A 12,978-nucleotide genomic window follows, 5' to 3' on the forward strand; every position below is an offset into this window, starting at 1 on the left:
GACGAGCGTTGCCTTAGCGATGCGCGTTGCCGGCGGCGCGCGCTTCGAGGTAGCGCGGATCCGACGTTGAGCTGCAGGCGGCCTGATCGGCCCAGGCTTCGAGATCGCCGATGGCGTAGACAACGCGGCCGCCGAGCTTGCGAAAAGTCGGGCCATTGCCATGGCAGCGATATTTTTCAAGCGTGCGCGGCGAGATGCCGAGGAGGCGCGCGGCCTCGGGGGTGCGCACGTAACGGGTGGCGAGTTGCGCAGGCCTGTCGAGCATGGGAGATCTCCGTCTTGCCTCGAAGTGCCGCGGCCAAGTCGCGGCATGTCCGGGCCAGAGTGGCGGAGAGTTCAGGCGTTGGGGGTGGACGAAAATTGACGTACGTTTGTGTCCCCCCATCGTCGCAACCAGGCGAAGCCAGGCGTACTACCGGGGCGCAACTAACTCATCAGGTCGATGGCTTGAAGGAATCGGGGAGCCGATCAGAGGCCGCGTAGAAGTTTCAGATAGCCGCGCTCGACCAAAGCGATTGAATCGTGAATGAGCCGGTTCGCCTTGCGGCGGGCATGAGAATCCTTCCACTCGACCGAGCGGCGCTGAGCGTGGTCGGAGGCGAGCACCTTCGCTGCCACGTCTCGCGGGCCGCCACCCAGGTCGTGGACGTCGAAGGCGTGCAGGAGCTGAATCAGTCGCCGTTTCTGAAACGACGTCAGCCGCAGCGCCGCCGGGAGAAGACCGGTGCGCTGGCCGCTGAGGCGACGCACGAAGTGTAGCGCCACGTCGGCCCGCAGTTCGCCCATGCCGTCGAGCGGCACAAGCACGGCGGGACGGCGCGCGGCCTGCTCGTCGCGCAAACTGACATGGAGCTCACCCGAGCCGTCGGCGACAACCAGCTCGCGACCGTCAGCATCTGTCCGCCCGACGATCGACAGTCCGAAAGCGTTGCGATCAATCGAATGAACGGTCTCGAAGTCCGGCGGCGCGGGCGTCAGGATCAATGTTCCCGGTGATGCCTCGGGCAGCCAAATGGCTGGTTCGGGCCAAACCGGAGAGGCGGGGTCATGGGCGACACCGCAACCTCCATCGACGTGCGAAACTGGTTCGGATGGTGTTGGGATCGGATTCGCCGCGCGCGATCTGTCGCTCAGTGCGGGCGAAGTCGCGGCGGTAGTCGGCATTGCGACGAAGGAATTCGAGGGCAAAACCCGGGCGCTCAAGACGATTCAGGCGTTCGATGGTCTCCGGCGAGCGCCAGTACTGGGTCGGCATGGTCTGTCTTCTCGTCTTTTTGTTCTGTGCCCCGCACCACGATCCCTAAAGACGCTACAAGAGACCAGACCCGGAGGTTGCATCACGCGAGATCGCAATTTGCGTGATTGGGGCGCAAATCACTGCATCCGCGGTTCCAAAAGGCCCTGATATCCGGCTTCCACCATCCATCGCGCGCGGGCGAGATGGCTATCATGGACATTTTTGGCACGATCTGGTTCGCGCGTGGGGTCGAGGCCGAAGATCACGCTGACCACCTCGCGCCAGTCGGCGCCCTCCTCTTCGGCCATCAACAACCGAACGTAGATAGCAAGATGTTTCTCGTCATAGGCGTTGACGCGATCCGTTATTGGCGGCCGGTCCTGGAATGGCGCGCCGTTCATTGCAATTGCCCCTCAGCATTGATGCAGCGATTAGAATTCATCTAAGCTCCAGAACTTTGCAAGCTGGGAAATCGTCACACTCGAATTGTGCCGTGATGCGCAGATCGCATCGCGGCGCTCCCCGGAAGCGGCACACCAGGGCCTAGCCAGACGATATGAATAGCACAGTGACGCACGAATCGGAACGATCGTTCCTGGAACGATCATTCCGATGTGAGTTCCCTTGTTGCCATGGATCTCAAGGAGGTCATGGCGGTCAATCTGCGTCGGATACGTCATGTGAAGAAAATGACGCAGGAAGAGTTGGCCGATGGCGCTGGACTAAGCGTCCGTTACGTCGGCGCAATTGAACGCGCAGATGTGTCGGCCAGCGTGACCGTGCTTGGCCGAATCGCGGAGGCGCTCGGCGTCGAAGCAACCGATCTCGTCAAGCGAACGACGGTTCATTCCCATCGGGCTCGATGACGCGACAATTTTGTGCCCCACCGCAACACCGGCACGTCGTGAATCAACTCCGCATTGCCTCACGCATAAGTTGATAGTCGGCTTTACGTAAATCTGATCTGTCTCCAAAGCGCATGCCTAGTTCAGAAACGGACGAGCATGCTGGGGAGATGGAGTAGGCCTCATGACTCTGTACGAGCACTTGCCAGCCGACATTCGCGAGACAGTGGATGCTCTGGTCACGGAACTCAGGCCGCAACCTTGGCCAACGCGGTTCTTTGCGCTGATTGGCCTGCTCGGAGAGAAGTTGGAGGCGCGGCGCGAGGCGGAGCCGTGGCATCTGATCCAACAGTGGACCGGCATAGTGACGGCAACGATGGAGCACTTGCTCCCCGACAGTTCGGTTGTCGAATGCCTGGGACTGATGAGCATTAGTTTCAACGACCAGTGGCGCGCTCAGGCGCTTGGCCAGATCGAACGGGATCCCACAGTGCTGGATCGTCTCGTCGCCATTTGTCCGGACTGGGAAGACATCGTCGAGAGCGTGATCGAGGCCAACCAAAGACGTCCAATCAAATCGGCACGCGGCCGCTGATCGGCATCGGTTACGCCCTTGCCGCTTGCGCCGTCACGGCAAACGAGGTGCCTTCGCGCTTCCTCAGCGTGGCGGTGCCCCGCCCGGGCCAGCCGGGCGGGGCATTGCGGATCGGCTCAGTCGCCGTTGCGACGGTTGGGGCGAGACCAGATCAGGCTGAAGCCCTCGCCCTCTTCATCGGCGAAGAGGTTGGCGAAGATCGGGGCGGTGAAGCTCGGATCGTCGAGCTTGAGGCCGAGATAATCGCGGCCTTCGTTGGAGCGCTTGGACCAGGCGGCCCCGATCTCGACCCGGCCGACATAGATCCGGTGGCTGGGGGCGTTGTCGCCCGAGCGGCTGGTTTCGGGGACGATGCGGACGTTCCTCGCCTGGAGCGAGAGAGTGACGATCTCGCCGTTGAACTCGTTGTTGCCGGTCTTCTTGAAGGTGCCGATGGTCGCCATGGTAGTTCTCCTTGATCTCTGTTTTCGAGCCCGCACCTTGCGGCCTCGATGGTGATCGACAGGCCGGAGGCGATCGACGGCGCACCCCGAAGGGGCTGGACAGCAAAGGAGGAACTTTCTTGTCTCGCGCGAGGAATGGCGGCGCAGCCGGCAGGGGAAGAAAGTTGTGACGCCGCTGTTGCGCCAAAGGCGGTCGAGGCTTCAGCCGTCCTTCGGCCAGATCCATCCATCGAAGAGGCCGTTGGTGCGCTCGATCCAAACAGAGCTGACATCAAGGAGAACGTGGCGATTTGGGAGCCCACCGAGAGAGCTGGCCCAACGAATCCAATGCTGCTTAGCCCTCTGTAATCGAGACGGACGGATCTCCGCTTCCGCGATCGCGCGTCGGCAGCACGCCCCATTCACGAGAGCGGCTGGCCGTAGTTGTGATCCGTCACCGTTTGGTCGATGCCGCACAACGACTGCCACGAAACTGCCACTCTGCGATGATCGGTCGTGTCTCGATGCTTGGCCGCTCTGTGTGAAGCTCACAGACTAGAATGCGAGCACGCTGGATGTCTGATCGAGTCAGCCCCTTCCAATGGACGCTGCCGGCTTGCGCCAGGCCTTCCCGCCCCTACAGGGGTTACGACAATTCGCCGCGCGGACCCAGAGGAGGATCTCGCGCAAATGATGACCGCTAAGAGCTCGAGTGAGAAGAGAACCGGATGAGCGACAAAAGCGATCTTGAAAACAGAGCCATCGAAGCGATATGGAACTATCGTGAGGCCTTCGCCGTGGTCGGCCGCCTGGAGCGAAAAGAACGTTCCGCGCATCGAGCGGTGACCAGGATACTGCCTGAATTGGGGCGCGCCTTACGCAGCCAAGACACGCGGTGTCTTAAGAATAGCATTAAGATCGGCTCGGCAGCTGTCTCGCGGCAGAACGAAGCGTGGGCCAACCTAACTGAGGCGACCGCACGTTTGGATTCAGCCCACTCGACTTTGGCCGCCCTCGAGCGCCAACTAGGATATCTTCCAAAGGTCTCAAAACCACGAGATTCAGGCTAGCTCAAAGTATGCCAGGACGTCGAGCTGCGCCTTATCCTAGGCGGAGATTTTCTGCGGCTTGTTTGCCGCTGCGGTTCATCACCAGCTCGTAGCTGACCTTCGCGCCTTCAACAAGCGAGGTATAGCCGGCCTTCTCTACCGCCGAGATGTGCACGAAAACATCGTTGCCACCGTCGTCCGGCGCAATGAACCCATAGCCTTTGGTCGGGTTGAACCACTTAACAGTCCCTAACGCCACGTCATTTGCTCCAAAAAGAAAAAACACCTTCCCATCTAAATCATTGAACGAGCCGATCGCAAGTCTCCGCGCGAAAGCGGCTCGATGGGATCCGTTGTCCCGCCCGTTCGTAGGTCTTGGACAGAAGAAATAGAGTGCCCCACTCGATGAAATGAACGAGCACGCTGAAATCGGCCGGCATTCAAGAACGACGAGGCGAAGGTCACATTTTCTTCGAAAACTCCGTGCTAACTGTCGCCTGCTTGTCGCGGCCGGATGTACGTCGTGGCATCACGGGAGCCCCGGCTTTCATGCCGGGGTTTTTCGTTTCCGGCGCGAGAAGCAGCTTGACCGGATAGGCTCGTCAAATGGCGCAGCCCACTGCGACAATTCGACTTGGATGCGTAAGAATCATCCGGAGCGGCACAGAGCGAAAAGCCGAATAGCAGGCAGATATGGCGCAGAATATCTACGACAATCCCGATTTCTTCGCTGGCTACAGCCAATTGCCCCGGCAGGTGCATGGGCTGGACGGCGCTCCTGAATGGCCGGCGATCCGGGCCATGCTGCCCGATTTGGTCGGGAAACGTGTCGTTGATCTCGGATGTGGCTTCGGCTGGGCCTCGCGCTGGATGCGCGAGCAGGGCGCGGCCTCGGTTCTGGGTCTCGATCTGTCGCAGAACATGATCGAGCGTGCCAGGGCGGACACAGCGGATACGGCCATTGAGTATCGCATCGCCGATCTCGACACACTGGACCTCCCTGAGGCGGCTTTCGACCTCGCCTACAGCGCACTGACCTTTCACTATGTTCAGGACTTTGGCCGTCTCGTACATGTGATCCGCAAAACGCTCGTTCCTGACGGGCATTTCGTCTTTACGATTGAGCATCCGATCTTCATGGCCGCGGCACATCCGCACTGGATTTCCGATGAGGAGGGCCGCAAAACCTGGCCGGTCAATCGATATTCCGTCGAGGGCGAACGTCGGACGGACTGGTTTGCCAAGGGCGTTCTGAAATACCACAGGACACTTGGCACTACCTTGAATACGCTGATCGGCGCAGGCCTTCAAATTCGGCGGATCGAGGAGTTTGCCCCAACACGCGAGCAGATCCAGCAGATGCCGCAATTGGCCGAAGAACTCGAACGCCCCATGATGCTGATTGTATCTGCGTCCACATCGATCGGCGGTAAGCTTCGAAGCCTTCGTGATATCCGGCCGGATTAGGTTCCTGCCGGGCCCGCCCCGGTATTGATATCAGCCCGGCGTCAAGCGCTATCTTGCCGGCCCGTCTGCGGCCATGCCGGTGAAGCGAGCCAAGGCCGTGATGCTGACCGCAACGGCCCCGGCGATCGCGAAGACCGTTTGCCAGGTGGGCGAAGACATCGCCATCTGGGCGATTCCATGCGTCGCGCTGTAACCGGCGACGGTCGCGGGCGCGACATAGAGGATGATGATTAAGAGCCGCAGCCAAGCCCATGTCACGAGGGCGAGCGCGAGTTGGCCGATGCCGAAGGTTACGGCGCCAGCCGCGAACGCAACCGCGATTCCGCCCAGAGCGCCAGCCCCTGTGTGGAAGGCCCGAAGACCAATCGTCACGCCGGCGAAGACGGGCACCGCGAAGACCGCAAGCGTGAAGAGTAGCCAGGCGAAGAAGCCTATGGCGAGGAAAATAAGCAGTGGTCCCAAGGCAATCATGGTGGTGGGCTCCGTGAGATAGGGGTCTGACGGTCGCGCCTTCCACCACCACCACGGCGCAAACGCAGTATAGCAGCAAATGCCAGCGACCGGAATCGTCACAAATCCGGTTGCGGGCGAATGACAAAATGACCATATTGAGCGTCAGGAGCCGATCGCCCGGGCTGCAAGCGACCCAAAAGGCGGCATCTCGATTTCCCAATCGAACACCCGAACGGCAACCATTCTGCCGGCGCGCGGTGGTCATGAAGCGCTTGTGACTGCCACTAAGACGCCGGTGTGAAATGGATTTGCCATGTCTACCATCCAAAAGAAGTGCGCAGACTTTCTGCGTATGACCTTCAACGATCTGGCCGGCGGCAAGCTCGGATCAGGTCACGCCCACGAGATCGTGGCTGCGTATTTCGGCTATGGTACCGCGGCGGCTCTAAGGGCCGAGCCGAAGTATCAGCTTGCGGCTTTGGATAAAGCCGCGATCCTGATGCCTGATCTGCGCTTGATGGATCAGCGCGTGCAGCACCTCAATGGTCTCCCTGCAGGTCTACCCAATGTTGACGAGCTGGCTTCGCTGCTCTCGAGCTTTCTTAACGCAAACGGCTACTTTTCAGGTGAGGTTTGGTACACCCGAGATCTCGAGGAGTATATCGATGTATCCTTCATTCAAGAAGATCCCATGATGATCGAGGACGCTCTCTCGGGTGAGATGGCTATGACGAATGCTTTTTTTGACGAGCTTTACATAGACAAAGTAAGCCTAGACGTCGGAGACGATGTGCTCGTGGCAAATGTCTCAGGTTCTCTCAATGGAGAGAACGATCCGGATAAGCCGTTCCACGGGGATTCGATCGCTTTCACGACGATGATAACATTTGAGCGTGTGGCCGGTCGAACCGGCTATATGCGGCCGGAGCTGGAGACGTCGGGCGCCATTGATGACTCACATTACTATGATCAGGACGCCTGAGGGCAGCTAGGCATTTCATGGCACGATTGGGCTCTCATTTCGTCTGTCGTTCTGCACGACAAGGTACGGCGGCGCTCACGAGCCGCCGTACCTCCAGACCGGGATGCCTAGCTTCTTCGCTTTGTCAGCGAGATTGTCTTGGATGCCGGTGCCAGGAAAGTGCATCACGCCGATGGGTAGCGTCTCCAGCATCGCATCGTTGCGTTTGAACGGCGCGGCCTTGGCGTGCTTTGTCCAGTCGGGCTTGAAGGCGATCTGCGGGACCTTGCGATTGTCGGCCCACTTGGCGGCAATCAGCTCGGCGCCCTTGGGCGATCCGCCGTGCAGCAGCACCATGTCCGGGTGCTTGGCGTGCACCTGGTCGAGCTTAGCCCAAATTAGCCGGTAGTCGTTGAAGTCGAGTCCACCGGTGAGCGCGACTTTCGGTCCGCGTGGCATGAGCACCTGATTTTCGGCGCGCTTCTTCGCGGCCAGGAAATCGCGGCTGTCGATCATCGCTGACGTCAGATTGCGGTGGTTGACCTTCGATCCGTTGCGCGGCCGCCATGCGGAATGGGCGTGGCGTTCGAACTCGTCGGCGGCCTGGTCGCGCATCAGCTCGAAGGCGTTGCGTCGCTCGATCAGCGTTTGCCCTTCTGCCGTCAGACGCTCCAGCTCGACGGATTTGATTTCGCTGCCGTCCTGCTCCCGCTGCGAGCGCTGCTGGGCCAGCTCGTTATCGTCGAGCTCGCGCTCGATCCTGTCGATCGCACGATGGAAGACGTTTACCATCGACCAGAGCAGGTCGTCGAGGTCGGGCTCAAGACGGGTATCGGACAGCGCCACCACCAGGGCATCGAAGATGTCGGCGACGCTGCCGGCGAGGATTCGCGCTTCAGGAAGCCCCCGGGGATCGGGATCATCGTGGAAGGGACGGTAGCCATGGAGCTGGAGTTCCTGGAGGACCTGGTCGGTCGGGGATGAGCTGTGGTGCGGCTCGAAATCGTTGTCGTGGTCGGCGGTCATTGCGGTTTTCCCTCGTCGGATCGACCGCGCCCATCGCGGCCTTCATGGCGACGAAAGCGGCAGGCGGAACGGACTTGCACCCGCAGCGCAGCGGAGGGCCGGAGCCTTGGCGGAGGACCGAAGGGGGCCGACTATTTTGTCTCGCGATGTAAAGGCGGCTCTGCCGCCGACGGAAAATAGTCGGCCCACGAGGTTGCCGGTCCGGGCCGCCTGCCGCCCGATCGCCCTCTCAGAAGGCCGTGGGGCAGTCCTCTGGCGCCGAGGGGAAACACGTTCACCGACCGTGCGGTAACGAAGCGGCCGCGTCGCCCCTCATCCCGTTTCGGCTATGCCGCCAGCTCCATAAAGCGCGCGACGTCCTGCGCCGCGATCTGTACGCGGCTTGCGGCCCGAAGGGCGTCAAATCCGAGCAGGCGAAGATCCTCGTTGAAGTCGCCAAGCTGTGGCGAGATCACGATTGCCTCGATGCCGGCCTCCTGCGCCCGATCCATCAAGGTCGCCATGGCGCCGTCACCGGCAGGATCGTCGTCCCGGGCGATGTAGAGCCGGCGGAGCGTATCCGGAAGAAGGACGGCGGAGAGATGCGCTGCCGAGAGAGCTGCGACCATCGGCATGGTCGGCAGGGCGCAGCGGAGCGACAGCATCGTCTCGATGCCCTCACCGGCCGCCATGACTTCACCAGCGACGCCAAATCGAACAGCGTGACCAAGCAGGTCGCCCATCGCCCGCTTTGGCGTGTCGATTGGCGCCTTGCCCAGCGTCGCCTCGCTGAAACCATGCGGGTCGAGCCAGGTGCGGTGTACGCCAGCCAGCTCGCCGGACAGATCGGTGACGGCGGCGATCATCGCCGGCCAGGTCTCGGTCGGGCTGTGGTCGTCGGGCCGGTAGTAGCAACGTGGGTGAAAGCGCAGGCTTCCGGTTTCGTGCAAAGACGTAATGCCGCGATTGCGGAGATACGCTTCTATGAGTGTGCGTTCGATCGGCTGCGACATGGCAAAGAGCCGACGAGCGGCCTCCGGCGATCCTCGTGCCGCGCTGGAATTGCGGAGCCGCGGCTGATTGGGCTCGGGCTCTGGATGCGGCAAGCTGAGAAACAAGCGCGCCTCGTCGAGGACGTTCTTGAAGTCGACCAGGCGGCAACTCTCGCGAATGACATCGAGCAAATCGCCATGTTCCCCGGTGGCGGCATCGGTCCATTTGCCGGCGGCTCCCTTCGCCGACTGCTTGAGCCGCACGAACATTGAGCGGCCAGGCGTATTGCGGACGTCGCCGACGAGCCAATAGCTACCTTCCCGTCGTCCGGCAGAGAGGTAGTGACGGCACACGGACTCAGCCTGCCGGCCGAGACGCCGTGCGAGATCGTGTGCGTTATCGGCCATCGTCATCCCCAAAAAGAAAAGGTCCGCCGTCGCCAGCGGACCTTGTTGTTGCTCTCGACGGCTTATTCGGCTGCCATAATCTGCTCACCGGCTCGCTGATTGTGGGCGGTCCGCTCTTCTTCGTCTTCCAGTTTGTTTTCGCTAGGCTGCTCTGGAGTTTCCTCGACTATAGATTCGACCGCCGGTTCGTCGCCAATGGCTCGGCCCAGCGTGCGAAGCGGTTCGGGCAGCCAGGCCGTGTCGGTGAGCAAGGTCTGCGCCTCGGCAGCCATGTCACCCTTCTTCAGATGCTCGATCCGATCGGCGGCGCGCTGCCCTTTTGCCTCCACCACGGCCTGGAGGATTCGCGTCTTCGTCACCCGACCGAAGAAGTTGTCTACGGTCGGTTTCCACCCCGCCGCAGCCATGTCGAGATCGACAGCCCGGGCGAGACGGTCGGCGTGAGCGAGCGCACGCGGCCGCCGATTCCAGGGTTCATGCACGGCGTTGACCGACAGGCTGACGACATGGGCAAAGAGCATCGCCTGGCTGTCGCCGTCCCACGCCTGAAGTGCGTCCCAGAGGTCGGCCGATTCCTTCGGCAAAGCCTTCGCCCAGCGCTCGTGCCGAGCGCGGATCGCCTCGGCTAAGGCGCTGTCGTTCAGGCCGAGCGCCTGGGCGCCGAAACTCACGCTCTTCAGATCCAGCTCCAGGCAGCTATCCGAGCCGTAGTGGTAGAAGGTCTTCAATGTCAGAGCATGCAGGGCCGCATGAAAGGCGACCTGCGGCTGCTCACCGAGGGCATGACGCAGGCCGAGTGTCCGATGGGTGGTGAGCTCGGTCATCAGCCGGTCGGAGATGGGCGAAAGGCCCTCGTCCTCCTCCTGCTCGGCGCCGGGCTCGACCGACACGTTGCGCTCGCCGCCTTCGTAGCTCGCGGCCTTGGCCCGTTCGGCCTCACCATCTTCTTCAGCAAGACCGGGCTCCGGCTCCGCCGACGGTTCGTCTTCGGGCCGGACGTAGCCGCGCTCAACACGAAGCTCGCCTTCAGCGCCAATGCTGACGAAGACGCCTGCGCGCACGATCTCGGCCGGGTCGAAAACAACCGGCCGGCTCTCGAGCCCCTCCAAAGCTGTTTCCAGCTCGGACAACCGTTCGTCGACCTCGTCGGGCAGTTCATCGGCGTCCGCGTGTTTCTCAGACAGCTGATCGAACTCTGCTTGCAAGGCGTTGCGGGCCGCTTCCTCCTCGGCAGTGAGGGTGACGATCTCGCCGCGAAGTTGTCGCAGACCGAAAGCGTGGCCGTAAGCGAAATCGGGGGCGACCTCGGTCCACTTCCAACCCTCGGCGGCAATCGTCTCGGATTCCGCCTTCAGCTTGTCGGCCACCATCTGGTCGACGAGCGCGACATCCTGCATCCAGCCGCCATCGTCGCCCTGAAACAGATCTCGCAGCACCGTGCCACCGGCGGCAGTATAGGCGTCAACCCCGATGAACAGCGCCCGCTTGTCGGAAGCGCGGACCGCGCCTTCTGTCAGCATGCGGCGGATGACGTAGGGCTGCTTGTCGTGGGACGCCTTCAGCCGCTCGAACACAACTTCCTGACGCTCGTGGTCGCCAGATACAGCGAAGGCCATGAGCTGGTCGAGCGTCATGCCGTCCTCCGCATAGACGTCGAGCAGCGTCGGCGAAACCGACGCGAGCTTGAGGCGTTGCTTGACGACGTTGACGGAGACGAAGAAGGCGGCAGCGATCTCCTCCTCCGACTGGCCCTTTTCGCGCAGCGCCAGGAATGCCCGGAACTGGTCGAGCGGATGAAGCGGAGCGCGCTGGACGTTCTCGGCGAGCGAGTCTTCCTCAGCGATGCCGCTATCGCGGACGACGCAGGGCACCGGGGCGGTCTTGGCGAGGCGCTTCTGCTTGACGAGCAGCTCCAGCGCGCGGTAGCGCCGGCCGCCAGCCGGGATCTCGAACACGCCGGTCTCGGCGCCGACCTGGTCGACGACGGGCCGGACACTGAGGCCCTGCAGAAGGCCCCGGCGGGCGATGTCCTCTGCTAGCTCCTCGATCGAGACGCCGGCCTTCACGCGCCGGACGTTCGACTGACTCAGCACGAGCCTGTTGAAGGGGATATCGCGCGAGGGCGAAAGGGTGATCTTGCGAACGGTAGTCGCCATGGGATGATACTCCGCGACGGGCGCCGAGAGCCTCTCTCTCGACATCAACTCGTCACGAAGCGCAGCGCCGCCCTCTCACTTTGGAGGGCGGCGTCGCAAAGCCAACGAACAGGAAAGACGGAAAGCCTCGGAACCGGAAAAGCACCGTTCCGTATCTCCGGTTGTCCGGGAATCAGGCCGCGCGGTCGAGCAGCTTCTTCGCCCGTGCCTCCATGTCGAGTCGTGCGTCCTGATGAGTCTTGTCGCGCGCGACGGCTGTGATGCCCTGGACGAAATCAAACACGCTCTCGGGCTTCCGGCCTTCCTCGGACAGAACTGTGTCGATGATCTTCGCCGTCTCGGTCTTGGAGAAGCCGCCCTTGCGCAGAAACTCGCTGCGGTCCTCGTCGGTCCGGGCGACGATCCGCTCCCGCGCCGATTTGATGCCGTTGACGAAGGGCATCGGCGAAGAGTTCGCGAAGCGTGTCAGCGCCGGCGCCGCCTCATGGGCGAAGCGCGTCGCGGCGTATTTCGAATGGCGGATGGTGATCTCCTCGAAATCCTGAACACCCCACAAATTCCGATTCTGACAGACGGCGCGAAGATAGAAGCTCGCTATGCCGAGCGTCTTCGCGCCCACCTCGGAATTCCAGCAGTAGAAGCCGCGGAAGTAGAGGTCCGGCAAGCCGTCGGGCAGCCGGCCGGCCTCGATCGGATTGAGGTCGTCGACCAGAAACAGGAAGACATCGCGATCGGAGGCGTAGAGCGTCGTCGTATCCTGGGTGATGTCGACGCGCGGGTTGTAAACGCCAGTCGACCAATCAAGCACGCCTGGGACCTTCCAGCGCGTGTCACCCGTGCCATTGCCGGCGATGCGCTGAACAGCTGCCACGAGTTCGTGGTCAAATATACGCCCATATTCCGGACCCGTCGCGGCGCGAAGCTCGAGGCGACTGCCCTGCACCTCAAGCGTTTTTATCTGCTCGGCTCGATGAAAGCTGAGGCCGAACTGCAGGTTGATGCCAGCGAGCGGTGCCGGAAGCTGACGGAGGTAAGCCGCCGGCGCTCCGACCAAGCTGGCAAGTTGACCGAAGCTCCAATGAGTCGGCGCGATCGGCGCGTCGCAACCGGGTAGCATCAGCGTCAGGCGCTCGGCATCGTCGCGGTTGGCCTCCACTCGGATCGCGGTGCTCTCGACCGTTCGGGTCCGGCTGCGCTCGCTCCGGCTGCGCACGGCGGAGTAGAGATCCGACAAGGACAGATAGCGTTCGTCCGCCGGCCGCGAGAACCATTCGGATGAAACGCGGCCGATGCGCTCGCCGCGACTCACATCCACCTTGTAGCCGCCGGCGCAGTCGTGGGCAGCGATCAAAACTTCTGCTTGGGTCATGGGACAATCTCCATGACGG

The 12,978-nt window shown here is 61.9% G+C and carries 16 protein-coding genes; 5 read left to right on the plus strand and 11 right to left on the minus strand.

The window, feature by feature from the left end; all coding sequences use genetic code 11:
• Nucleotides 1-13: 13 nt before the first annotated feature.
• The 4 genes from JEY66_RS40170 to JEY66_RS40185 all read right to left on the minus strand — a co-directional run bounded on the left by JEY66_RS40170 (nucleotide 14) and on the right by JEY66_RS40185 (nucleotide 1,638).
• Nucleotides 14-265, minus strand: a complete 252-nt coding sequence (locus tag JEY66_RS40170) for a helix-turn-helix transcriptional regulator (RefSeq protein ID WP_014490270.1) — start codon at nucleotides 263-265, stop codon at nucleotides 14-16.
• A gap of 203 nt (nucleotides 266-468) precedes the next feature.
• Entirely contained in the window at nucleotides 469-984 is a 516-nt protein-coding gene (locus JEY66_RS40175) for a DUF2285 domain-containing protein (protein ID WP_014490271.1), read from the minus strand.
• A 61-nt stretch (nucleotides 985-1,045) separates the two neighbouring features.
• Nucleotides 1,046-1,255, minus strand: a complete 210-nt coding sequence (locus JEY66_RS40180; RefSeq protein WP_014490272.1) for a transcriptional regulator domain-containing protein — start codon at nucleotides 1,253-1,255, stop codon at nucleotides 1,046-1,048.
• A 119-nt stretch (nucleotides 1,256-1,374) separates the two neighbouring features.
• A complete protein-coding gene (locus tag JEY66_RS40185; RefSeq protein ID WP_011082886.1) occupies nucleotides 1,375-1,638 on the minus strand; it encodes a hypothetical protein in 264 nt (87 codons plus the stop codon).
• A gap of 231 nt (nucleotides 1,639-1,869) precedes the next feature.
• Between JEY66_RS40185 and JEY66_RS40190 the strand changes: the two genes are divergently transcribed.
• Nucleotides 1,870-2,103: a helix-turn-helix domain-containing protein gene (locus JEY66_RS40190; protein WP_016841283.1), complete on the plus strand. Its 234-nt coding sequence runs from the start codon at nucleotides 1,870-1,872 to the stop codon at nucleotides 2,101-2,103.
• 163 nt (nucleotides 2,104-2,266) lie between these two features.
• Nucleotides 2,267-2,677 (plus strand): hypothetical protein, encoded by a 411-nt coding sequence (locus tag JEY66_RS40195; protein ID WP_011082888.1) that lies wholly within the window; start codon nucleotides 2,267-2,269, stop codon nucleotides 2,675-2,677.
• 116 nt (nucleotides 2,678-2,793) lie between these two features.
• Here JEY66_RS40195 and JEY66_RS40200 read toward each other — a convergent pair whose 3' ends face one another.
• On the minus strand, nucleotides 2,794-3,120 hold the full coding sequence (locus JEY66_RS40200; RefSeq protein ID WP_011084751.1) for a DUF736 domain-containing protein: 327 nt from the start codon (nucleotides 3,118-3,120) through the stop codon (nucleotides 2,794-2,796).
• A 707-nt stretch (nucleotides 3,121-3,827) separates the two neighbouring features.
• On the opposite strand from JEY66_RS40200, the gene JEY66_RS40205 reads away from it, so the two are divergent.
• Nucleotides 3,828-4,169 carry a hypothetical protein gene (locus JEY66_RS40205; protein ID WP_011082890.1) on the plus strand — a complete coding sequence of 114 codons (342 nt, stop codon included), beginning with the start codon at nucleotides 3,828-3,830 and terminating at the stop codon, nucleotides 4,167-4,169.
• Between the two features lie 31 nt (nucleotides 4,170-4,200).
• Here the strand turns inward: JEY66_RS40205 and JEY66_RS40210 are convergent, their stop codons facing one another.
• Nucleotides 4,201-4,407 (minus strand): cold-shock protein, encoded by a 207-nt coding sequence (locus JEY66_RS40210; protein ID WP_014490275.1) that lies wholly within the window; start codon nucleotides 4,405-4,407, stop codon nucleotides 4,201-4,203.
• A gap of 434 nt (nucleotides 4,408-4,841) precedes the next feature.
• On the opposite strand from JEY66_RS40210, the gene JEY66_RS40215 reads away from it, so the two are divergent.
• Entirely contained in the window at nucleotides 4,842-5,615 is a 774-nt protein-coding gene (locus JEY66_RS40215) for a class I SAM-dependent methyltransferase (RefSeq protein WP_011082892.1), read from the plus strand.
• Nucleotides 5,616-5,663: 48 nt separating this feature from the next.
• Here JEY66_RS40215 and JEY66_RS40220 read toward each other — a convergent pair whose 3' ends face one another.
• Complete coding sequence (locus JEY66_RS40220; RefSeq protein WP_014490276.1) at nucleotides 5,664-6,086, minus strand: hypothetical protein; 423 nt, start codon at nucleotides 6,084-6,086, stop codon at nucleotides 5,664-5,666.
• Between the two features lie 295 nt (nucleotides 6,087-6,381).
• Here JEY66_RS40220 and JEY66_RS40225 point away from each other — a divergent pair, with 295 nt between their 5' ends.
• Nucleotides 6,382-7,050 carry a hypothetical protein gene (locus JEY66_RS40225; protein ID WP_011082894.1) on the plus strand — a complete coding sequence of 223 codons (669 nt, stop codon included), beginning with the start codon at nucleotides 6,382-6,384 and terminating at the stop codon, nucleotides 7,048-7,050.
• 75 nt (nucleotides 7,051-7,125) lie between these two features.
• On the opposite strand, the gene JEY66_RS40230 is transcribed toward JEY66_RS40225, so the two are convergent.
• The 4 genes from JEY66_RS40230 to JEY66_RS40245 form a co-directional block, all read right to left on the minus strand.
• Entirely contained in the window at nucleotides 7,126-8,055 is a 930-nt protein-coding gene (locus JEY66_RS40230) for a DUF2493 domain-containing protein (RefSeq protein ID WP_011082895.1), read from the minus strand.
• A 326-nt stretch (nucleotides 8,056-8,381) separates the two neighbouring features.
• Nucleotides 8,382-9,440 carry a DUF7146 domain-containing protein gene (locus tag JEY66_RS40235; protein WP_011082896.1) on the minus strand — a complete coding sequence of 353 codons (1,059 nt, stop codon included), beginning with the start codon at nucleotides 9,438-9,440 and terminating at the stop codon, nucleotides 8,382-8,384.
• Nucleotides 9,441-9,496: 56 nt separating this feature from the next.
• Nucleotides 9,497-11,590: a ParB/RepB/Spo0J family partition protein gene (locus tag JEY66_RS40240; RefSeq protein WP_014490278.1), complete on the minus strand. Its 2,094-nt coding sequence runs from the start codon at nucleotides 11,588-11,590 to the stop codon at nucleotides 9,497-9,499.
• Nucleotides 11,591-11,762: 172 nt separating this feature from the next.
• Nucleotides 11,763-12,959: a hypothetical protein gene (locus JEY66_RS40245; protein WP_026192137.1), complete on the minus strand. Its 1,197-nt coding sequence runs from the start codon at nucleotides 12,957-12,959 to the stop codon at nucleotides 11,763-11,765.
• Between the last annotated feature and the right edge of the window lie 19 nt (nucleotides 12,960-12,978).

Origin of the sequence: Bradyrhizobium elkanii USDA 76 (assembly GCF_023278185.1) — a bacterium.
Lineage (GTDB): Bacteria > Pseudomonadota > Alphaproteobacteria > Rhizobiales > Xanthobacteraceae > Bradyrhizobium > Bradyrhizobium elkanii.